The following is a 19329-nucleotide window of genomic DNA, read 5'->3' on the forward strand; positions in this document are numbered from 1 at the left end:
TTCTCCCGCCGATAGACCTTCACAGACCGGAAAGAGGCTATAGGATAGCCGCGACCGGGACAATGTTGGGGGTTACGAAGGCATGGCCGCGAAGAAGCTGAATCTCGACAATTTCCTGCCGTATCGTCTGTCCATCGCATCGAATGCCCTGTCGAGCCGCATCGCCGCCGAATATGAAAACCGCTTCGGGCTGAAGATTCCCGAATGGCGGTTGATGGCGGTGCTGGGCGAGGGACAGCCCAAGACGCAGCGCGAGTTGGTCGAAGCGACGCGGATGGACAAGGTCACGGTCAATCGCGCCGCAAAAGCGCTCGCCGACCGCCACCTGATCGCGCGTCAGGCGCATGAGGCCGACGGGCGTTCGCATCATCTCGAACTCACCGAAACCGGGCGCTCGCTCTATGACGCGATCGTCCCCGCGGCGCTGGCGAGCGAAGCGCAGCTCGAATCGAATATCAGCGCCGACGAACGCGCGGCGCTGATGCGGATCCTCGCGAAATTGACTGCCGCCGCCGCTGACTATGACTGATCGCGCCTATCGTGCCGCGCCGCCGGGCGCGCTGCGTATCGAGCCGCTTGGCGAATTGACCGCGATCTTCGACCGACGCTCGATGCAGACGCATCTTGTCGTCGCGCCGATGCCCGAGATTCTGGACGCCATGGGCGCCGACGCATGCGGGGCTGCGACGCTCGCCGCGCGGCTCGCAGCGATCTTTGATTTCGATGGCGACAATGAGGTGCAGTCCATTCTTGCCGAAAGGTTGGGCGAGCTTGCCGCGATGGGGCTGGTGGAGCGCGCGTGAAGCACAATATTCGCATTGCCGTCGGGCCGGTGCAGTTCCGGATCGGCAGCGATTGGGCCGAACCGATCGATGCACTCGGGCGCCTCTACGCCGGCTATCCGCAGGACGATGCCCGTCCGGCCGAGGCGACGGTGCGCCTGTTCGCGGCGCGACCGTGGCGGCGCTGGCTGCGGCCGTCGGTGCATATCGGCGGCGACTTCATCGTTCCCGACGCATTGCCGCTGCCGCTGTCGATGGGGCTGCTCGCCGCCGAGATGGCGATGAATTTGCAGGTCGCGCTCGGCTGGCGGCGGCACATGCTGCTCCATGCGAGTGCCGTCGCGCGCGATGGTCGCGCGGTGATCCTGTCGGGCGAATCTGGGTCGGGCAAATCGACCCTCGCCGCGCTGCTTGGTGAAGGCGACTGGCGGCTGATGGGCGACGAATTCACGCTGATCGATCCCGAGGGCGGCGATGCTTTTGCCTTTCCGCGCGCGGTCAGCCTAAAGAACGAAGCGATCGCCGAGGTCGCGGCACAGGTCGATCCGTCGCGGCTCGGCCCGCTGCTCGCGGGCACACCGAAAGGCGATATCCGCCATCTGATCCCGCGGTCCGATGCCATCGCCGCGATGCACGAACCCGCGCGCCCGGCGCTGCTGCTCTTCCCGCGCTTTGGCGGCAAGGCCGCGATCGAAGCGATGGGCGAGGGCGAGGCGTTTGTTCGGCTGACCGAGGCATCGACCAACTATGTCGCGCTGGGCGAGGCGGGTTACGCCGCGCTGACCCGGCTCGTTCGCGAAACGCCGGCGTTCGGCATTTCCTATCCCGACAGCGCGACGGGTCTTGCGCTCGTCGAGCAGCTTTGGGCGGAGACCGCCGGGTGAGCGCGGTGCGGACCTTTGTTGACCTGCTCGCCGGACGCCGCGATCCGGCTGCATTGGCCCCGCTCGACTGGGACGGCGTGATCGGCGTCGCGCGCAGCGAGGCGATGCTCGCGACGCTTGCGCACCGGCTTGCCGAAGCCGACCTGCCGCCGACCGTCGCCGCGTTGTTCGCCGATCAGCGAGCCGCCGCCGCGGTCGCACGGCGCCAAGCCTTATGGGAAGCCGAGATGGCGCGCCGTGCGCTCGCGCCCGCGGGGATCGAATTCGTGCTGCTGAAGGGTGCGGCCTATGCCGCCGCCGACATGGCCTGTTCCGCGGGGCGGCAGATTGGCGATCTCGACATATTGGTGCTCGCGCACGACATTCGCCGCGCCGAAAATCTGCTGCTCAAGGCGGGGTGGGAATGGGTGAAGTCCGATCCCTATGACGACGCCTATTACCGCGAGCATATGCACGAACTGCCGCCGCTGATCCACAAGACCCGCGACCGGATGATCGACGTGCACCACACGATCCTGCCGCGCACCCATCGGGTCACGCCGGATGCGCTGGCACTGATGAGCGACGCGGTGACGAGCGGCAGCGGCTATGCGGTGCTGAACCCCGCCGACATGGCGTGCCATTGCGCGGCGCATATGCTCGCCGACGGCGACTTGCAGGGCGGGCTGCGCAATCTGTGGGATTTTCACACGATGACGCGCGACTTTGCCGAGGCCGGTCCGGGCTTCTGGGACCAGCTAGGCGTGCGGGCGGCGTTGCACGGGCTGCAGAGTGCGGTGCACCGCGCGGCGCGGCTGTCGCGCGATCTTTATGGTGCGGCGTTGCCGAGCGGGTGGGACCGGCACGATCCGACCGACGCGTGGTTCCGCCGCCGTCTGTTCGCGCGCGACGATTGGGGTCGCGTGACCGACCCGCTGCTCGAACAGGCTTTCTATATCCGCTCGCACTGGCTGCGCATGCCGCCCGCGATGCTCGCGAAGCATCTCTGGACGAAGTGGCGCAAGCGCTAGATCGTTCGCAGCAGCGGGATCAGCTCGTCGAAATGATCGATCACGTGGTCGGCGCCGAGCTCCTCGGCGGGCCGGTCGAGGAAGCCGAAGCTGACCGCGACGCTGGGCACGCCAGCATTCTTCGCCGCCATCACGTCATAGATGCTGTCGCCGACAAACACGACGCGCCCGCCGCCGCATTGCTGGGTCATCGCGTGGATCGGTTCGGGCGACGGCTTGCGGACGCCGAGCGTGTCGCCGCCGATGATCGTCGCCATGCGGTCGGCCAGGTCGAATTCGCCGAGCAGGACGCGCGCCAGATGCTCGGCCTTGTTGGTGACGACCGCCGTGCGCACGCCCAGTGCGTCGAGCCGGTCGAGCGCCGCGACCACCCCGGGAAAGGGGCGGCTGTGGACCGCGATATGCGCTTCGTAAAAGTGCAGCAGTTCCGGATAGAGCCGCTCGACCGCGCCATCGGGTACGCCGCCGGATGCGCGCAGGCCTTCCTCGAGCATGTGCTTCGCGCCGCGGCCGATCATCGGCCGTACCGCGTCGGTGCTCAGCGGAGCGCGGTCCAACAGCCCCAGTGCATGATTGACCGCAGCGGCAAGGTCGCCAAGCGTATCGAGAAGCGTGCCGTCGAGGTCGAAGCCGACGATCGCAAAAGGAAATCCGTTCATCGGGTGCGCATGGCGCGATGCTCTGGAAACCGCAATGATTTGCTGGCATGGCAGCGCGCATGAGCAATCCGATCGCCGCTATCGTTCTTGCTGCGGGCAAGGGCACGCGCATGAAGTCCGACCTGCACAAGGTGCTGCATCCGATCGCGGGGCGGCCGATGCTGCTGCACCTGATGGCGAGCGTCGACGAACTCAGCCCCGCGAAGAAGGTCGTGATCGTCGGCGACAAGGCCGAGCAGCTCGAAGCCGCGCTGGCGGGCAGCGCCGATCTGGCGGTGCAGGCTCCGCAGCTCGGCACCGGCCATGCGGTGCAGCAGGCCGAAGGCGCGCTCGCGGGTTTCGACGGCGATGTGCTGATCCTCTATGGTGATGTGCCCTTCGTCCCCGCCGCGACGATGCAGGCGATGATCGACCGGCTGAACGCGCCCGACGCCCCCGCGGTCGTCGTGCTCGCGTTCGAGCCCGCCGATGCGCAGCAATATGGCCGCGTGATCACCGAGGGCGATTATGTCACCAAGATGGTCGAGCATAAGGACGCGACCGAGGCCGAGCGTGCGGTGCGCCTCTGCAACTCGGGGCTGATGGCCGCGAAGTCGGCGGACCTCTTCGCGCTGCTTTCGCGCGTTACCGACGATAATGCGGCGAAGGAATATTATCTCGTCGATATCGTCAATATCGCGAACGCCGATGGGCGCCACTGCGCGGTCGTCGTCACCGATCCCTATGACGTCGCGGGCATCAACAGCCGCGGCGAACTCGCAGCGATGGAGGGTGAGTGGCAGGCGCGGCGGCGTGTACAGGCAATGGCCGACGGCGCCAGCCTGATCGCCCCCGACACCGTCTGGTTCGCCTGGGATACCCAGCTTGGCCGCGATGTGCTGATCGAACCCAATGTCTTCTTCGGCCCCGGCGCGACCATCGCCGACAATGTGAAAATCCGCGCCAATTGCCATATCGAAGGCGCCATCGTCGGCACTGGTTGCGAAGTCGGTCCGTTCGCGCGGCTGCGCCCCGGCACGGTCCTTGGCGAGAAAGCGAAGATCGGCAATTTCGTCGAAACCAAGAAAGCAGTGCTCGGCAACGGCGCGAAGGCGAACCACCTGACCTATTTGGGCGATGTGACGGTCGGCGCGAACGCGAATATCGGCGCGGGCACGATCACCTGTAACTATGATGGCTATTTCAAATATAGAACCGAGATTGGCGAGCGCGCTTTCATCGGATCGAACAGCGCGCTCGTCGCGCCGGTCCGGATCGGTGCCGATGCGATCGTCGCCGCGGGCAGCGCGGTCACGCGCGACGTCGCCGACGGCGAACTCCGCCTTGTCCGCGGCGAGCAATTGATCAAGCCCGGCTGGGCCGATCGCTTCCACGACGCGATGCGCAAGAAAAAGGCGGGCAAGTAACCATCATGCCCGCGCCGACGCTGACGACCGCGCGCCTTGTGCTGCGCCAGCTGCGTGTGGATGATGCCGCTGCGCTGTTTCCAGTGTTGTCGGATCCTGAAGTGATGGTCTGGTGGTCGAGCGGGCCGCACGCATCGCCCGCCGAGACCGAGGCCTATGTCAAAGGCAATGCGAGCGAAGGGCAGGGCTATCTTTGCTGGGCGATTACCGCCGGCGACGATGTTGCGCTCGGCTGGGTGATCCTGATCGACGGCAAGCCCGATGTGAAAGAAATCGGCTATATCCTGCGCCGCGACCGCTGGGGCAGCAGCATCGCGCGCGAAGCGGTGGCACGGGTGATCGATCATGGTTTCGGCGCACTGAAACTGCGCCGCATCTTTGCCGACACCGACCCCGAAAACCCGGGCTCGATCGGATTGCTCGAACGGCTGGGGTTCCAGCGCGAGGGCCGGCTGCGCAGTGAGTGGGAAACGCATATCGGCGTGCGCGATTCGCTGATCTATGGCCTGCTGCGCGACGAATGGATGATGGAGAAGACCAAGTGAGTGATCGCTATACCGACAAGCCCTTCCTGCGCTTTGTCGACGCCTGGGTGCTGAAGGCGATCGGCCATCTCGACACGGCGACCGAGACCTATTGCAAGGCGATGGTGCCGCAGCTCGAACAGAGTTTCGGTGTGACCGGAAGCTGGGAACAGATCGTCGAGCAGCAGATGAAGTTCGGGCCCGAATTAAAGACGCAAATCCTGAAAATCTGGACCGACGGCAAGGCGCGCTTTGCCGCGGGCAATGGCGAGGCGCCCGATCCGGTGCAGTTCGCGATGATCTTCGTCGACCGCAATTTCGGGCGCGCTTGACATGATATCATGATATGATATCAGTATATCAATGACCCGCATTCTTGCCGATCTTCCGGATGACGAGATCAAGCGTCTCGACCGCATTGCTTTTGAGCAGGGCAAAAGCCGGGCAGCTGTGCTGCGCGATGCCGTGGCGTCGTATCAGGCGCAACCGGGGTCGAGCGATGGCGATTGGATCGAACGCGGCTTCGGCTTGTGGTCACGCCACGGTATTTCCGTCGATCCGCGCGACTATGATCGAAAGCGTCGCGCCGAATGGACGCGGCCTTGGGATGATGACTATGAAGAAGCGCGCGCGGAATCGCCGGACATGTTCGATGCCGAGGACGATCGGCAGCGGCAAATCTATCTGGACATGATCGCCGGCAAATATCCCGAACCCAAAAGTCCGCATCCCAAGTGAGCGGTTATACGTTCGACGCAAATATCGTCATCGACGCACTCGCCGGTTATCCGCCGGCAAGGGCGGAAATTGAGCGCGCGACCCGCAATGGCGTCCGGCCCTGGATCAGCCGCATGGTGTGGATCGAGGTGATGTCCAAGGGCGACGAGCGCATGGTCAGCGACGTCATGGCCTTTCTGGCGCATTTCGGCCTTGATGAAATCGATGATGAAATCTCTGCACGGGCGGCGGCGCTGCGCCGCGACCGTCCGCGCTTGAAGTCGCCAGACGCCATCATTCTCGCCACCGCCCAAACCCGTGGGCGCGTTCTTATCACCCGAAATACAAGGGATTTCCCGGCGAATATGCCGGGCATCCGTGTTCCCTATACACTCTAAGACGAAAGCCAGATCCTCATGTGCGGAATTATCGGAATCATCGGCCGAGCCCAGGTGGCGGACCGGCTCGTCGACGGGCTCAAGCGCATGGAATATCGCGGCTATGATTCGGCGGGCGTGTGCACGGTCGAAGGCGGCCAGTTGATCCGCCGCCGCGCCGAGGGCAAGCTCGGTAACCTCGTCAAGGAACTTGGCAGCAATCCCGCGCGCGGCACCGTCGGCATTGCGCACACGCGCTGGGCGACGCACGGCGCCCCGACAACGAGCAATGCGCACCCGCATGCGACGGGCGAGGTTGCGCTCGTCCACAACGGGATCATCGAGAATTTCAAGCCGCTGCGCGAGGCGCTGCAGGCGCGCGGCCGCAAGTTCGAGAGCGAAACCGATACCGAAGTCGTCGCGCATCTCGTCTCCGAGCAGGTCGAGGCGGGCCTGTCGCCGCAGGATGCGGTGAAGGCGGTTCTCCCGCAGCTCCGCGGCGCCTTCGCACTCGCGATCGCTTTCCGCCAGCACCCCGACCTCTTGATCGGCGCGCGCCTCGGCTCGCCGCTCGTCGTCGGCTATGGCGAGGGCGAAACCTATCTCGGCTCGGACGCGCTCGCGCTGGCGCCGCTGACGCAGCAAATCGCCTATCTCGACGAAGGCGATTGGGTCGTCATCACCAAAGACGGTGCACAAATCTACGACGCCGAGAACAATCCGGTCACGCGCGAGATTACGACATCAGGCGTCACCGCCGCGGCGGTCGAGAAGGGCAATTATCGCCACTTCATGCAGAAGGAGATTTTCGAGCAGCCGACCGTGGTCGCGCAGACGCTCTCCTCCTACATTCGCCCGCTCGAACAGACGGTCGCGCTGCCGCAGATGGATTTCGACCTGTCGACGGTCGAGCGCATTACGATCGTCGCATGCGGCACCAGCTTTTATGCCGGCATGGTCGCCAAATATTGGTTCGAACAATTTGCGCGCGTTCCGGTCGATATCGATGTCGCGTCCGAATTCCGCTATCGCGACCCGGTGCTGCAACCGGGCGGGCTCGCGCTCTTCATCTCGCAGTCGGGCGAGACCGCCGACACGCTCGCCGCGCTCCGCCATTGCAAGGCGAACGGGCAGACAATCGCAGTCGTCGTCAACGTGCCGACGAGCAGCATGGCGCGCGAGGCCGACCTGCTGCTTCCGACCCACGCCGGCCCCGAAATCGGCGTCGCGTCGACCAAGGCCTTCACCTGCCAGCTCGCGGTACTCGCCGCGCTCGCCGCGCATCTTGCGCTCAAGAAGGGCAAGCTCAGCGCCGACGAAGAGCATGAGATCGTCAAGCATCTGATCGAAGCCCCCGCCGCGCTCAATGCCGCGCTCGCGCACGACGAGGAAATATCGAAGATGGCGCACCTCGTCGCCCCGGCGCGCGACGTGCTCTACCTCGGCCGCGGCCCCGACTATCCGCTCGCGATGGAGGGCGCGCTCAAGCTCAAGGAAATCTCCTACATCCACGCTGAGGGTTACGCTTCGGGCGAGATGAAGCATGGCCCGATCGCGCTGATCGACGAGGCGGTCCCGGTGATCGTCCTCGCGCCCAGCGGCCCGCTGTTCGAAAAGACCGTCAGCAATATGCAGGAAGTCATGGCACGCGGTGGCAAGGTCGTGCTGATCTCAGACACCGAGGGCCTCGCCGAGGCCGGCGAAGGCTGCATGGCGACGATCGAAATGCCCAAGGTCCACCCGCTGATCGCGCCGCTCGTCTATGCGGTGCCGGTGCAACTGCTGGCGTACCATGTGGCGGTGGCGAAGGGAACCGATGTCGATCAGCCGCGCAATCTGGCGAAGTCGGTGACGGTGGAGTGAGCCGCACTGCCGGGAAGAAAGTATGACGCCCGAAATCGGCGCGCCCCTGATCGTCCTTCTGGTGCTGGCGGTGGCGCTCACCATCTGGCGTCGGAGGCGGGTAGCGAAACCCGTCGAAGACGGGCCGGAAGGCGAGCCCTACCAGGTATTTACTCGCGAGTTCGACAGAGTTCTTGCTGTAGAGGATCTTCCAGCGGCGCTGCGCTCACTCAGCCCCGACCTCGATAAGGGATATCTGCAGGAGAGCGATTTCGATTGGAGTGCCCAAATCGGACGTTCCGCCGATCTTTATCGGGAGGTTGGCGATATGGCGGTGCTCGATCCGTCCGAAATCGATGAGCTTCAGGGTACAGCCATTCTCCTGCTAGTTGATCAATCTGGGTCGATGCGTGGCGAGCGTATGGCATGGGTCACTGCGGGTGTTCGCCGATTGACGGAAGATCTCGGCCGGCGCGGCGCCAGTGTTGCAATCGCCGGCTATACGACCGCCGGTTGGCATGGCGGCTTCGCAAGGAGACAGTGGATGAACGCAGGGAAGCCAGAACGGCCTGGCCGGCTGTGCGCTCTGCTGCACATCCTCTATCAACCCTTTGATGGATCGGGTTTCGCGGAAACCGGTTGGCGAGACATGCTCAATCCCGACATATTGCGCGAAAATGTCGATGGGGAGTCGCTGCGGTGGGGCGCCGAATATCTGCGGACACGATCCGAGCCGCGACGTGTCCTTTTTGTCGTGAGCGACGGGGCCCCAGTTGATGATTCCACGCTAATGGCCAACGGGCCTTCCTATATGCACCGGCACTTTTTGACCGAACGCGATGCGTTGCTCGCGGCGAAGGATTTGGAGTTGGCGGCTGTCGGTGCCGATCATCGCGTCGACGAATTTTACCCTGTGTCTCGCCCAGCACAAAATGCGGGCGAATTGGTTACGGCTGGACTGGAACTGGTAATCGGCAAAAGACTGACAGGATTGATATGAACTGGAACACCACTTGCCACTGCGGCGCCGTCTCGGTCCGCCTCGCCAAGGCGCCCGAGGAGATCGCCGAGTGCAATTGCTCGCTCTGCTTCTCGCACGGTATCCTCTGGAGCTATATGTCGCCGCGTGACGTGGTGATCGAGGGTGCGACGCGGACCTATAATCGCGCCGATCGTGAAAATCCCAATTCGGACCTGCATTTTTGCGCGACCTGCGGCTGCACGACGCATTGGTCGGCGACCGCAGGCTTGATCGAGCGGATGGGCGGCGAGGTCGATATGATGGGCGTCAATATGCGCCTGTTCGATCCGGCGCAACTCAGCGGGCTGAAGCTGAGCTTTCCCGATGGGCGCGGTTGGTCGGGCGAGGGGCCGTGGGGATATGCGCGTGAGCATGAGGTCATGCGCTGACGCCCGCGTGGCGAGCATGTCACTCCGTCGCATTGGCCTGCGCGAGGATCGACGCGGCGATGTCCTCGATCTTGCCGGCGACAAGCAGCGGTGCGCCGCCGACCATGCCGACCTGCGTCTGGCCGTTTTCATAGTCGCGGAGCCAGGCGACATTTTCGGCGACGACCAGGTAATTGCCGCCGCGCGACTTGAGTTCGATGAATTTCATGCCGATGTCTCCTGTTCATCGAGGCTCTAGGCAGCAAATATGAAGATTGTAGGATTCGCATGAGCTTCGCTGCCATCATTTTCGATTTCGACGGCGTCGTCGCCGACAGCGAGGTGCGCGCGAACCAGTCGCTCGCCGAGAGCCTGACCGCGGTGGGCATGCCCGCGACCTATGACGAGTGCCTGCGCGACTATTATGGCCATAACTGGCAGGAGACCGAGCGCCGCATCGTCGCACGCTATGGCCGCGCGCTGCCGTCCGATTTCCGCGAGACGCACCGCGAACGGGCGCGGGCGCGCTATATGGAGGGGTTCGATGCGGTGCCCGGCGTTGTCGGCTTCCTCGATACGCTTGGTCCGATGCCGCGCGCGATCGCCTCGTCGAGCCGCGCCGAATATATCGGCTGGGCGCTCGGGCTGTTCGGGCTGGGCCATCATTTCGGTGCACATGTCTATAGCGCCGACGGTTGGGACCGCGGCAAGCCGTTTCCCGATATCTACCTCGCCGCGGCGAAAGGGCTGGCGGTCGATTCGGCGCAATGTCTTGCGATCGAGGATTCACCGACGGGGGCGCAGGCGGCGGTTGCGGCGGGGATGACCGTGATCGGCTTTTGCGGTGCAGGGCATATCGTCGACCGGGCTGGCCATGCCGCGATGCTCCGCGACGTCGGCGTGCATCATGTGGCGCTGACTTTCGATGAGGTGGCGCAGCTGACGCTCAACGCCAAATGATCCTCCCTGCCGCGAAGCGGTGGGGAGGGGGACCGCGCCCAAAGGGCGTGGTGGAGGGGCCGCGGCGGTGGCGTCATCGCCCCTCCGTCAGCGCTTCGCGCTGCCACCTCCCCATGGCTGCGCCACAAGGAGGATATGAGCGGCAAAAACCGCTGTCCTATAAAGCCGGGCTGGATTAGCTTCGCCATCTGTTCGATCCCGATGACGGGATGAAACATGCAATCGCGAGTGAAGTTGCGCAGTTTTCCGTGACTTTCCGAAATCATCCCCAAGGAGAGAGACATGTGCACCGAAAACACCGAAGCCGACCTTGACCGCGCCGGAATGTCCGTCGGGCGGCGCAGCTTTACCGCGCTCGCGGGGGTGGGAGCATTGGCCGCGGCGCTGCCCGCGCGCGCGCTGACGGGCAAGCCTGTGAAGGGCCGTGACGTCACGATCAAGACCGACGACGGAACCTGCGACGCCTATTTCGTCGCGCCCGCCGAGGGCAAGCATCCCGGCGTGCTGGTGTGGCCCGACATTCGCGGGCTTCGCCCTGCGTTCCGCCAGATGGCCGATCGGCTGGCGGGCGAAGGCTATGCGGTGCTCTGCGTCAACCCCTTCTACCGCTGGCAGAAATCGCCGGTGGTCGATGCCGCGAACGACTGGAGCGACCCGGCGGTGCGCGAGAAACTGTTCGGGTACCTGAAGCAGTTGACGCGCCCGATTGTCGAGACCGACGCGAAGGCGCATCTCGCCTTCCTCGACGCGCAGCCGGAGGTCGATATGGGGCGCAAGATCGGCACCGCAGGTTACTGCATGGGCGGGCCGATGGTCATCTATACCGCCGCATTGAAGCCCGACCGCGTCGGGGCAGCGGCAAGCTTCCACGGCGGCGGGGTCGGAACCGACAAGCCTGACAGTCCGCACTTGCTGATCCCGAAGACCAACGCGGGCTATCTGTTTGCGATCGCCGACAATGACGACAAGGAAGCGCCGAACGAAAAGGTCTTGCTGAAGGCGGTGTTGGAGCCGCGCAAACAATGGCACGAGGTCGAGGTGTACGAAGGCGCGATGCACGGCTGGTGCCCGCCTGATGGCCGCGCCTATAATGAAGCGGCGGCGGAAAAGGCGTGGGCGCGCCAGCTCGAATTGTTCAAGGCCGAATTGGCCTGACGTGCGACCCTGAGGTCAGTGCGCGTGCGCGCCGCCGCTCGCGGCATAGCTTGCATAGACGCGCTGGCCGCCGGGGCCGAAGGTCATGACCTTATAGGCTTCGCGGTGGTCGCCATGCTCCATGCCGGGCGAACCCGTCGGCATACCCGCGACGGCAAGACCCTTTACGCCCTTCGGCTTCTCGCTGAGCAGGCGGGCGATTTCATTCTCGGGCACATGGCCCTCGATCACATAACCGCCGACGAGAACGGTGTGACAACTGCGCAGCGCCTGCGGCACGCCCTGCTTGTCCTTCACTGCAGCCATGTCGGGCGAATTGACGACGACCGCCTTCGCGCCGAACGACGCCTTCACCTGCTCGAGCCATTTGAGGCAGCAGCCGCAGCCCGCGTCGCGGAACATCGTGGGGTTCGCGGCATGCGCGGTCCCGATAACGGCGGAGAAGGCGGCGAGGGCGAAAAACGCGCGGCGGGCAGAAGTCATCGCAAATCCTTTTGGTGGAACCGCTCCGGAACCTATAGGCAGCCCCCATGAAAGTCCATTTCATCCGATCGGGCGAGCGCCGCTATGGCATGCGGATCGAGCGCGCCGACGCGCCGGTGCTGGTCATGGACCCGGCGCCGGGCTTCGATCCCGACCTGCCGCACGACATGGTGCATTTTGTCGTCGAGGCGGCGCTGGGCCTCAAGACCGGCGTGTTCGGTCAGATCGCGGCGGGCGGCGATGCGGGATCCTTTCATGTCGAAGCGGGCGGAGCCTTGTCGGCCAAGGAACGCCAGCGCGCTGCGCGCAAACAGGTCGCGAAGGGCGCGAAGCTGATCAAGAGTCAGGGCCGCGAAGGCGAATTGTCCGAACTCGCAGCCTTCCTGTTCGACATCGCATGGCGAAGCAGCAAGCGCCCCGAAAGCGCGGCGCAGCGTGCGGCGCTCGGCGAGGCCGAGCGGACGCGGGTCTCGCTAAGCGCCGACGAACGTGCGCGGATCGACGCAGCACGGCCACTGGTTTTCGCCGATTTCGAGCGGCTGTCGAAAGCGTGGCGCGCGCTGCCCGTCGGTGACGCGTTGACCTTCGAGTGGCCGTCCACTCAGCCCATCGGGTAGAGGATGTCCTTGCTGACCTTGTGCAATGCTTTCATCACATCGTCGGTCAGCGTCAGCTCCATCGCGTCGAGGATCGGATCGACCTGGTCATAGGCGCTGACCCCGACAATCGTCGACGCAACGAAGTCATGTTGCTTCGACCAGGCGGTCGCCATCGTCACCGGATGCAGCCCGGCCTCGGCGGCAATCGCGAGATAGCGTTCGGTCGCGGCAAGGCTCCGGTCGTTGACGAAGCGGCGCCCCATAGCGGCTTGCCGGCCTTCCATCTTCAGGTAACGCGAGAAGCGCGCGCCCTCGGGGGTCGCCCCGCCCTGATATTTACCCGACAGCACCCCACCGGCGAGCGGCGAATAGGGGATCAGGCTGACGCCTTCCTGCCGGCAAACCTGCGCCAGTTCGTCCTCGAAGCGGCGGTTGTTGAGGCTGAAATTATTCTGGATCGTATGATAGCGCGCGCCGCCGAGCTTTTCCGACGCCGCGATCGACTTCATCAGCCCCCAGCTTGTTTCGTTCGAACAGCCGAGGACGCGGACCTTGCCCACGCGGACCAACTCGTCCAGCGCATCCATCATCTCGTCATAGGGCGCGTCATGGTCGGGCCAGTGCGTCTGGTAAAGATCGATATAATCTGTCTGGAGTCGCGTCAGGCTGTCGTCGACGGCCTGCATGATATTCTTGCGGTCGAGCGCGGTCATGCCGTTTCGGCACGGCGACTTGAACCAGACGTGGCTCGGCCCCGATACCTTGGTCGCGAGAATGATCGCATCGCGCGGCTTGGTCTTCATCCAGCGCCCGACGATCTCCTCGGTGCGGCCGACCCATTTGATGTCGGGCGGCACCGGATATCCCTCGGCGGTGTCGTAGAAATTGATCCCCGCCTCGAAACAGCGGTCGAGGATGCGGAACGCCTCGGCTTCGTCGGTCTGACTGCCGAAGGTCATGGTCCCCATGCAGATATCGGACACATGGATGGCGCTTCGTCCAAGTCGGCGGCTTTGCATGGCTCTGTTCTCCGGTCAGAAGAGGGGAGCGCCGTCTTTAGGTTGCGACATGCAACCTTGCAATCAGATCAGCAGCGCAAGCGATCCGACCAGCAGCGCCGCCATCGTCCAGTTGAACGCGCGCAGCCGCGCCGGGCTGGACAACCAGCCGCGCAGCACCTGGCCCATCACTGCCCACAGGCTGGTCGAGGGCAGGTTGATGATCCCGAAAACCACTGCAACGAGCAACACCGCGCCGAAATTGCGGTCGGGCGCGTAGAGCGCGATCGCGGTTAGCGCCATCGACCAGGCCTTGGGATTGACCCACTGGAACAGCACAGCCTGAAAAAAGGTCATCGGCTTGCTGCGTGCGCCGGTTTTGGTATCGGGCGCCGCGGCGTTGGCGATCTTCCACGCCAGCCAGAGCAGATAGACGACGCTCACCACCTTGAGCACGGTGCCCAGGACCGGGAACAGGTCGAACAGGCCCATCAGCCCGACACCGACGAGGATGATCATCAGCGTGAAGCCGAAGCCGACGCCGAGCGCGTGCGGGACGGTACGGCGGAGGCCGAAATTGGCGCCCGACGCCATCAGCATCATATTGTTCGGTCCCGGCGTGATTGACGAGACAAGCGCGAAGGCGGAGAGCGCGGCGAGGGTGGTCTGTTCCATGGCGCGCAACATAATGCGTTTCGATGCCGCGCGGATTGCAAAGATGGCCCGATATCAAGTATAAGTTGCAATCCATGATCAAGATCGATGCCATTGGCCGCAAGATATTGCATGAATTGTCCCGCGACGGGCGAATCTCCAACCTCGAACTCGCCGATCGCGTCGGGCTTTCCCCCTCGGCCTGCCTGCGCCGCGTCCAGGAACTCGAACGCAGCGGGGTAATCAAGGGTTATCGCGCGGTGATCGACCCCGCGAAGCTCGGGCTGACCTTCCTCGCCTATGTAACCGTCGGGCTGTCGTCGCATACAAAGAAATCGCAGGCCGGCTTCGAGGCCGCGATGGCCGAAGCGCCCGAGGTGCGCGAATGCCACAATATTACCGGCACGATCGAATATCTGCTGCGCGTCGAGACCGAGGATCTCGCCTCGTACAAGCATTTCCATACCGAGGTGCTCGGCGTGCTGCCGCAGGTGCATTCGATCACCACCTATGTGCTGATGGACTCGCCAAAAGACGAGCGGGCATAGTTTTTCTTCGCGCTACCAGCGAAGCCCTGCGCTTGAACCGCTGCCCCCGCGACCGCATATCGGTTTCATGACGAAACTCTCTTTCCTCGACCTCGTGCCCGTGACCGAAACCGGAACGATCGCCCAGTCGCTAGCCAATGCCGCCGACCTCGCCTGCCACGCCGAAGAACTCGGCTATGCGCGTTATTGGGTGGCCGAGCACCACGGCATGGCCGGAATTGCGAGCGCCGCGACCTCGGTCGTGCTCGCGCATCTTGGCCACGCTACCAAGACCATTCGCATCGGGTCGGCGGGCATCATGCTGCCCAATCATGCCCCGATGGTAATCGCCGAGCAGTTTGGAACGCTTGAGGCCCTGTTCCCCGGCCGCATCGACCTTGGCCTCGGCCGCGCGCCGGGATCTGACCAGCGCGTCGCTCGCGCACTGCGCCGCACCCTCGCCAGCGACGAGCGCCAGTTTCCGCAGGATGTGCTCGAGCTTCAAGCCTTTCTGGCCGGGGACGAACAGCTAGGTATCACCGCAGTGCCAGGGGCGGGCACGCATATTCCGCTTTGGATATTGGGATCGAGTACCTTTGGTGCCCAGCTCGCTGCGATGCTCGGGCTCCCCTATGCGTTCGCCAGCCATTTCGCGCCCGACGCGCTCGACGAGGCGCTCGATATCTATCGCCGCCAGTTCAAACCTTCGGCGCAGCTCGCCGAACCTTATGTGGCGGCGGCGTTCAACAGCTTCGCCGCGGATACGCGCGAAGAAGCCGAGTTACTCGCCTCGTCGCAGCAACAGGCGTTCGTCGCGCTCCGCACCGGCAATCCGGGCAAAATGCAGCCGCCGCTCGAGGGCTATAAGAACAGCCTGCCGCCGAATGCGCGCGCGATCCTCGACCATGTATTGCAATGTTCGGCGGTCGGCACGGCTGACGATATTGCGGCCGGGCTGAAGGCCTTCGTCGCGCGCACCGGGGTTGATGAGGTGATCATTGCGTCGTCGATGTACGATCATGATGCGCGTAAGCACTCGCTCGCATTGACGATGGAAGCGGGAAGGGCGCTCTAGTCGCCTGTCACCCCCATGTTGACGCGGCTCCGGCCGCGGCAGTATAGGAGCGGTCCGACCAAGGGCGGCCCGTAGGGGGTCGCCTTTTTACTTTTGCCTGAAAGGTGCCTGCCATGACGATCACGCCGCTGATGCCCGTATACCCCCGGTGTGCTGTGCGTCCGGTTCGCGGCGAGGGCGCCTATTTGATCGGCGAGCGAGGCGAGCGTTATCTCGACTTCGCGAGCGGCATCGCGGTCAACCTGCTCGGTCACGGCCACCCGCATCTGACGAAGGCGATCCAGGACCAAGCCGCGACGCTGATGCATGTGTCGAACCTCTATGGCAGTCCGCAGGGCGAGGCCTATGCGGCGCGCTTGGTCGAGAATACTTTTGCCGACACGGTTTTCCTGACCAACTCGGGCGCCGAAGCGGTCGAATGTGCGATCAAGACCGCGCGTGCCTATCATTCGAGTGCGGGCAATGCTGAAAAGCATACGCTGATCACGTTCAACAACGCCTTTCACGGCCGCACGCTCGGCACGATCTCGGCGACCAATCAGGAAAAGCTGCGCAAGGGTTTCGATCCGCTGCTGCCCGGCTTCGCCTATGCGCCGTTCGACGACATCAACGCTGCGCTCGATCTGGTCGACGACAATACGGCGGGTTTCCTCGTCGAGCCGATCCAGGGCGAGGGCGGCATCCGTCCGGCGTCGCAGCCCTTCCTCCAAGCACTGCGCGATATCTGCGACAAGCGCGACCTGATGCTCGTGTTCGACGAAGTCCAGTGTGGCGTGGCGCGCACCGGCCACCTTTATGCCTATGAACATTATGGCGTGACGCCCGACATCATGGCGAGCGCCAAGGGTATCGGCGGCGGCTTCCCGATGGGCGCTTGCCTCGCGACCGAAAAGGCCGCACGCGGCATGGTCATCGGCACGCATGGTTCGACCTATGGCGGTAACCCGCTCGCTTGCGCGGCCGGACAGGCGGTGCTCGACGTCGTGCTCGAGGAGGGCTTCCTCGATCAGGTCAAGGCGACCGGCGAGCGCCTGCGTGGCGCACTCGAACAGCTTATCCCGAACCACGACCAGCTGTTCGACAGCGTTCGCGGCGTCGGCCTGATGCTCGGCCTCAAGCTCAGCTCGGACAGTCGCGCGTTCGTGGCGCATCTGCGGGACAATCACGGTCTGCTGACCGTTGCCGCGGGCGAGAATGTCGTTCGCGTGCTGCCGCCGCTCAACATCGACGATAGCCATATCGCCGAATTCATCGAAAAACTTTCAGCGGGCGCGGCGAGCTACACGCCGCCCGAAGCCTAGTGCCGAATTTCCTGAACCTGTCCGACGCGGGTGGGGACGCGGTCGCCGCGATGCTCGCCGATGCAATCGACCGCAAGGCGGCGCGTGCGGGATGGCCCAAGGGCAAGGTCGACGCCGATGCGCCGCTCGCGGGTCATGTGCTCGCGATGGTGTTCGAGAAGAATTCGACGCGCACGCGCGCCTCATTCGACATCGCGATCCGCCAGCTAGGCGGCACGCCGATGATCATGGACGCGGGCGTGACCCAGCTCGGCCGCGGCGAGACGATTGCCGACACCGCGCGCGTGCTGTCGCGTTATGCCGACGCGATCATGATCCGCACCGACGACCATGCGAAGGTCGAGGAACTCGCGGAATATGCCAGCGTGCCCGTGATCAACGGGCTGACCGATCTGTCGCATCCGTGCCAGATCGTCGCCGACCTGCTTACGGTCGTCGAGAGCGGCAAGGCACTGCCGGGGCTGGAACTCGCGTGGCTTGGCGACGGCAATAATGTCCTCGGCTCGCTGATCGAGGCGGCCGGCCTGTTCGGCTTTCACGTCCGCGCGGGTGTGCCGCAGGGGTATGAACCCGACACGAGCTTCGTCGAAGCCGCGCGCGCCAAGGGCGTCCGCATCGACATCATGCGCGATGCGCGCGAGGCTGTGGCAGGCGCCGATCTGGTCGTCACCGATACCTGGGTGTCGATGGGACAGGATCATGCCCACAACAAGATCGCGGCGATGGCGCCCTATCAGGTCGACGAACGACTGATGACGGGCGCCAAGAGCGACGCGATTTTCCTCCATTGCCTGCCCGCGCACCGCGGCGACGAGGTGGTCGATGCCGTGATCGACGGCCCGCAGTCGCGCGTGTGGGACGAGGCCGAAAACCGCGTCCATGCCCAAAAGTCGATCCTGCTCTGGGCATTCGGAAAATTGTGAGTTCGATATCGTGAGTGACATCATCGAAACCTGGTTCGACCAGCCCTTGCTGTTCACCATCGCTGAGCGACATGTGCGCGGGCGGCTGGTGCGGCTTGGCCCGACGCTCCAGACGATCATGGGGGCCCATAATTATCCGCCGGTCGCCGAAAAGCTGCTGGCGGAGGCGCTGGTGCTCACCGTGCTGCTTGGCTCGACCTTGAAGGATGAGAGCGGCCAGATGACGCTGCAGGCGCAGACCGGCGGCGGCCCGATCGAGCTGCTCGTCTGCGACTATCGCGGCGGCGAGTTGCGCGGCTACCTGAAATTCGACGCCGAGCGGCTGGCCGAGGTCGGGTCCGACCCGACCTTGTTCGCGCTGTTCGGGGAAGGCTTCCTTGCAATCACCTTCGACCAGGCGGCGACGGCGGAGCGTTACCAGGGCATCGTCCCGCTCGAAGGCGCGTCGATCGGAGAGGCGGCCGAACATTATTTCGAGCAGTCCGAACAGATTTCGAGCCTGATCAAGATTGCTGCGCGCCACGATCCCGAGGCGGGCTGTCTTGCCGGCGGATTGTTGCTCCAGCATCTTCCCGAAGGCGAAATCGGCCGTGATCGCCTGCACGTCCGTCACGACAATCCCGAATGGGACCATGCGCGAACGATCGCGGCGACGCTGAAGGACGAGGAACTCACCGATCCCGCGACTTCGCTTGAAACGCTGGCATGGCGGCTGTTCCACGAGGATGAGGTTCGCGTGGAGCCGGGCGTTTCGGTGTCGCGCGGCTGCCGGTGCAGCACCGCCTATTTCGCTGGCGTGCTCGCGCAATTTCCTGAAACCGAACGTGCCGACATGGCTGATGAGAATGGCAGGATCGTCGTCGACTGCGCCTTTTGCTCACGCTTCTTTCCGATCCCGCTGGATGAAATTGCGACCCATAATCGCGCGGAATGAAGGCCGATTCCGTCCGCGACCGGCGATGAAGCGGGTCAATCGAGCGCCAAGCGGTTGAAAACGCAGTTTCGGATTGCTAGCTAAGGAGCAACGGGGTCGCAATTCGCTCGCTTGCGGGCGGCCAATGGAT

At 64.2% G+C, this 19329-nt stretch carries 25 protein-coding genes; 20 read left to right on the forward strand and 5 right to left on the reverse strand.

Annotated elements, in window-relative coordinates; translation table 11 throughout:
- Positions 1-82: 82 nt before the first annotated feature.
- From SKP52_RS07455 to SKP52_RS07470, 4 genes are read left to right on the forward strand one after another with little or no spacing between them, the layout of a single operon-like run.
- Entirely contained in the window at positions 83-529 is a 447-nt protein-coding gene (locus tag SKP52_RS07455) for a MarR family winged helix-turn-helix transcriptional regulator (protein WP_039573474.1), read from the forward strand.
- Positions 522-803 (forward strand): HPr-rel-A system PqqD family peptide chaperone, encoded by a 282-nt coding sequence (locus tag SKP52_RS07460; protein WP_039573478.1) that lies wholly within the window; start codon positions 522-524, stop codon positions 801-803. The genes SKP52_RS07455 and SKP52_RS07460 overlap by 8 nt, the downstream gene beginning before the upstream one ends.
- A complete protein-coding gene (locus SKP52_RS07465) occupies positions 800-1666 on the forward strand; it encodes an HprK-related kinase A (RefSeq protein WP_039573482.1) in 867 nt (288 codons plus the stop codon). The genes SKP52_RS07460 and SKP52_RS07465 overlap by 4 nt, the downstream gene beginning before the upstream one ends.
- Positions 1663-2676, forward strand: a complete 1014-nt coding sequence (locus SKP52_RS07470; RefSeq protein WP_081997249.1) for a nucleotidyltransferase domain-containing protein — start codon at positions 1663-1665, stop codon at positions 2674-2676. The genes SKP52_RS07465 and SKP52_RS07470 overlap by 4 nt, the downstream gene beginning before the upstream one ends.
- Here SKP52_RS07470 and SKP52_RS07475 read toward each other — a convergent pair.
- On the reverse strand, positions 2673-3335 hold the full coding sequence (locus SKP52_RS07475; protein WP_039573485.1) for an HAD-IA family hydrolase: 663 nt from the start codon (positions 3333-3335) through the stop codon (positions 2673-2675). The two genes, SKP52_RS07470 and SKP52_RS07475, sit on opposite strands and share 4 nt — an antisense overlap.
- A 59-nt stretch (positions 3336-3394) precedes the next feature.
- Between SKP52_RS07475 and glmU the strand changes: the two genes are divergently transcribed.
- The 8 genes from glmU to SKP52_RS07515 are packed head-to-tail and all read left to right on the forward strand — an operon-like array spanning position 3395 to position 9611.
- A complete protein-coding gene (gene glmU / locus SKP52_RS07480; RefSeq protein ID WP_228383856.1) occupies positions 3395-4741 on the forward strand; it encodes a bifunctional UDP-N-acetylglucosamine diphosphorylase/glucosamine-1-phosphate N-acetyltransferase GlmU in 1347 nt (448 codons plus the stop codon).
- Positions 4742-4746: 5 nt separating this feature from the next.
- On the forward strand, positions 4747-5286 hold the full coding sequence (locus SKP52_RS07485) for a GNAT family N-acetyltransferase (protein WP_039573490.1): 540 nt from the start codon (positions 4747-4749) through the stop codon (positions 5284-5286).
- Positions 5283-5597: a hypothetical protein gene (locus SKP52_RS07490; protein ID WP_039580206.1), complete on the forward strand. Its 315-nt coding sequence runs from the start codon at positions 5283-5285 to the stop codon at positions 5595-5597. The genes SKP52_RS07485 and SKP52_RS07490 overlap by 4 nt, the downstream gene beginning before the upstream one ends.
- A 31-nt stretch (positions 5598-5628) precedes the next feature.
- The gene (locus SKP52_RS07495; protein ID WP_039573492.1) at positions 5629-6003 is read left to right on the forward strand and encodes a ribbon-helix-helix domain-containing protein; all 375 of its coding nucleotides are present in this window, start codon (positions 5629-5631) and stop codon (positions 6001-6003) included.
- Complete coding sequence (locus SKP52_RS07500; RefSeq protein ID WP_039573494.1) at positions 6000-6380, forward strand: PIN domain-containing protein; 381 nt, start codon at positions 6000-6002, stop codon at positions 6378-6380. Before SKP52_RS07495 ends, SKP52_RS07500 begins: the two co-directional genes overlap by 4 nt.
- Positions 6381-6398: 18 nt before the next feature.
- Positions 6399-8222 carry a glutamine--fructose-6-phosphate transaminase (isomerizing) gene (glmS, locus tag SKP52_RS07505; protein WP_039573497.1) on the forward strand — a complete coding sequence of 608 codons (1824 nt, stop codon included), beginning with the start codon at positions 6399-6401 and terminating at the stop codon, positions 8220-8222.
- A gap of 22 nt (positions 8223-8244) precedes the next feature.
- A complete protein-coding gene (locus SKP52_RS24525; protein ID WP_052207947.1) occupies positions 8245-9201 on the forward strand; it encodes a cobaltochelatase CobT-related protein in 957 nt (318 codons plus the stop codon).
- Positions 9198-9611, forward strand: coding sequence for a GFA family protein (locus SKP52_RS07515; RefSeq protein ID WP_039573500.1), 414 nt, complete (start codon positions 9198-9200; stop codon positions 9609-9611). The genes SKP52_RS24525 and SKP52_RS07515 overlap by 4 nt, the downstream gene beginning before the upstream one ends.
- A 19-nt stretch (positions 9612-9630) precedes the next feature.
- Here the strand turns inward: SKP52_RS07515 and SKP52_RS07520 are convergent, their stop codons facing one another.
- Positions 9631-9819, reverse strand: coding sequence for a hypothetical protein (locus SKP52_RS07520; protein ID WP_039573504.1), 189 nt, complete (start codon positions 9817-9819; stop codon positions 9631-9633).
- Positions 9820-9878: 59 nt separating this feature from the next.
- On the opposite strand from SKP52_RS07520, the gene SKP52_RS07525 reads away from it, so the two are divergent.
- Positions 9879-10550, forward strand: a complete 672-nt coding sequence (locus SKP52_RS07525) for an HAD family hydrolase (RefSeq protein WP_039573507.1) — start codon at positions 9879-9881, stop codon at positions 10548-10550.
- Between the two features lie 282 nt (positions 10551-10832).
- Positions 10833-11705 carry a dienelactone hydrolase family protein gene (locus SKP52_RS07530; protein WP_039573509.1) on the forward strand — a complete coding sequence of 291 codons (873 nt, stop codon included), beginning with the start codon at positions 10833-10835 and terminating at the stop codon, positions 11703-11705.
- Positions 11706-11720: 15 nt separating this feature from the next.
- On the opposite strand, the gene SKP52_RS07535 is transcribed toward SKP52_RS07530, so the two are convergent.
- Positions 11721-12188, reverse strand: coding sequence for a DUF411 domain-containing protein (locus tag SKP52_RS07535; protein ID WP_039573511.1), 468 nt, complete (start codon positions 12186-12188; stop codon positions 11721-11723).
- 47 nt (positions 12189-12235) lie between these two features.
- On the opposite strand from SKP52_RS07535, the gene SKP52_RS07540 reads away from it, so the two are divergent.
- Positions 12236-12805 carry a hypothetical protein gene (locus SKP52_RS07540; protein WP_039573514.1) on the forward strand — a complete coding sequence of 190 codons (570 nt, stop codon included), beginning with the start codon at positions 12236-12238 and terminating at the stop codon, positions 12803-12805.
- Here the strand turns inward: SKP52_RS07540 and SKP52_RS07545 are convergent.
- Together SKP52_RS07545 and SKP52_RS07550 are read right to left on the reverse strand one after the other, a co-directional pair.
- On the reverse strand, positions 12790-13755 hold the full coding sequence (locus SKP52_RS07545) for an aldo/keto reductase (protein ID WP_267128043.1): 966 nt from the start codon (positions 13753-13755) through the stop codon (positions 12790-12792). The two genes, SKP52_RS07540 and SKP52_RS07545, sit on opposite strands and share 16 nt — an antisense overlap.
- A gap of 114 nt (positions 13756-13869) precedes the next feature.
- Complete coding sequence (locus SKP52_RS07550; RefSeq protein ID WP_228383857.1) at positions 13870-14472, reverse strand: LysE family translocator; 603 nt, start codon at positions 14470-14472, stop codon at positions 13870-13872.
- Between the two features lie 62 nt (positions 14473-14534).
- Here SKP52_RS07550 and SKP52_RS07555 point away from each other — a divergent pair, with 62 nt between their 5' ends.
- The 5 genes from SKP52_RS07555 to hslO all read left to right on the forward strand — a co-directional run bounded on the left by SKP52_RS07555 (position 14535) and on the right by hslO (position 19199).
- The gene (locus SKP52_RS07555; protein WP_037553927.1) at positions 14535-14987 is read left to right on the forward strand and encodes an Lrp/AsnC family transcriptional regulator; all 453 of its coding nucleotides are present in this window, start codon (positions 14535-14537) and stop codon (positions 14985-14987) included.
- Between the two features lie 67 nt (positions 14988-15054).
- Positions 15055-16041, forward strand: a complete 987-nt coding sequence (locus SKP52_RS07560) for an LLM class flavin-dependent oxidoreductase (RefSeq protein ID WP_039573520.1) — start codon at positions 15055-15057, stop codon at positions 16039-16041.
- Between the two features lie 113 nt (positions 16042-16154).
- A complete protein-coding gene (locus SKP52_RS07565) occupies positions 16155-17342 on the forward strand; it encodes an aspartate aminotransferase family protein (RefSeq protein ID WP_039573523.1) in 1188 nt (395 codons plus the stop codon).
- 50 nt (positions 17343-17392) lie between these two features.
- Complete coding sequence (argF, locus tag SKP52_RS07570) at positions 17393-18265, forward strand: ornithine carbamoyltransferase (protein ID WP_052208890.1); 873 nt, start codon at positions 17393-17395, stop codon at positions 18263-18265.
- A gap of 10 nt (positions 18266-18275) precedes the next feature.
- Positions 18276-19199, forward strand: a complete 924-nt coding sequence (hslO, locus tag SKP52_RS07575) for an Hsp33 family molecular chaperone HslO (protein WP_228383858.1) — start codon at positions 18276-18278, stop codon at positions 19197-19199.
- The last annotated feature ends 130 nt before the right edge of the window (positions 19200-19329 follow it).

The organism is Sphingopyxis fribergensis (assembly GCF_000803645.1).
Lineage (GTDB): Bacteria > Pseudomonadota > Alphaproteobacteria > Sphingomonadales > Sphingomonadaceae > Sphingopyxis > Sphingopyxis fribergensis.

Coding starts and splice junctions, on each gene's coding strand:
- SKP52_RS07560 (WP_039573520.1), top strand. CDS start 15,055: ATGACGAAACTCTCTTTCCTCGACCTCGTGCCCGTGACCGAAACCGGA.
- SKP52_RS07535 (WP_039573511.1), bottom strand. CDS start 12,188: ATGACTTCTGCCCGCCGCGCGTTTTTCGCCCTCGCCGCCTTCTCCGCC.
- SKP52_RS07545 (WP_267128043.1), bottom strand. CDS start 13,755: ATGGGGACCATGACCTTCGGCAGTCAGACCGACGAAGCCGAGGCGTTC.
- SKP52_RS07550 (WP_228383857.1), bottom strand. CDS start 14,472: ATGTTGCGCGCCATGGAACAGACCACCCTCGCCGCGCTCTCCGCCTTC.
- SKP52_RS07530 (WP_039573509.1), top strand. CDS start 10,833: ATGTGCACCGAAAACACCGAAGCCGACCTTGACCGCGCCGGAATGTCC.
- SKP52_RS24525 (WP_052207947.1), top strand. CDS start 8,245: ATGACGCCCGAAATCGGCGCGCCCCTGATCGTCCTTCTGGTGCTGGCG.
- SKP52_RS07525 (WP_039573507.1), top strand. CDS start 9,879: ATGAGCTTCGCTGCCATCATTTTCGATTTCGACGGCGTCGTCGCCGAC.
- SKP52_RS07455 (WP_039573474.1), top strand. CDS start 83: ATGGCCGCGAAGAAGCTGAATCTCGACAATTTCCTGCCGTATCGTCTG.
- SKP52_RS07495 (WP_039573492.1), top strand. CDS start 5,629: ATGACCCGCATTCTTGCCGATCTTCCGGATGACGAGATCAAGCGTCTC.
- SKP52_RS07515 (WP_039573500.1), top strand. CDS start 9,198: ATGAACTGGAACACCACTTGCCACTGCGGCGCCGTCTCGGTCCGCCTC.
- SKP52_RS07555 (WP_037553927.1), top strand. CDS start 14,535: ATGATCAAGATCGATGCCATTGGCCGCAAGATATTGCATGAATTGTCC.
- SKP52_RS07540 (WP_039573514.1), top strand. CDS start 12,236: ATGAAAGTCCATTTCATCCGATCGGGCGAGCGCCGCTATGGCATGCGG.
- glmU (WP_228383856.1), top strand. CDS start 3,395: ATGAGCAATCCGATCGCCGCTATCGTTCTTGCTGCGGGCAAGGGCACG.
- SKP52_RS07460 (WP_039573478.1), top strand. CDS start 522: ATGACTGATCGCGCCTATCGTGCCGCGCCGCCGGGCGCGCTGCGTATC.
- SKP52_RS07565 (WP_039573523.1), top strand. CDS start 16,155: ATGACGATCACGCCGCTGATGCCCGTATACCCCCGGTGTGCTGTGCGT.
- SKP52_RS07475 (WP_039573485.1), bottom strand. CDS start 3,335: ATGAACGGATTTCCTTTTGCGATCGTCGGCTTCGACCTCGACGGCACG.
- SKP52_RS07520 (WP_039573504.1), bottom strand. CDS start 9,819: ATGAAATTCATCGAACTCAAGTCGCGCGGCGGCAATTACCTGGTCGTC.
- glmS (WP_039573497.1), top strand. CDS start 6,399: ATGTGCGGAATTATCGGAATCATCGGCCGAGCCCAGGTGGCGGACCGG.
- SKP52_RS07485 (WP_039573490.1), top strand. CDS start 4,747: ATGCCCGCGCCGACGCTGACGACCGCGCGCCTTGTGCTGCGCCAGCTG.
- argF (WP_052208890.1), top strand. CDS start 17,393: ATGCTCGCCGATGCAATCGACCGCAAGGCGGCGCGTGCGGGATGGCCC.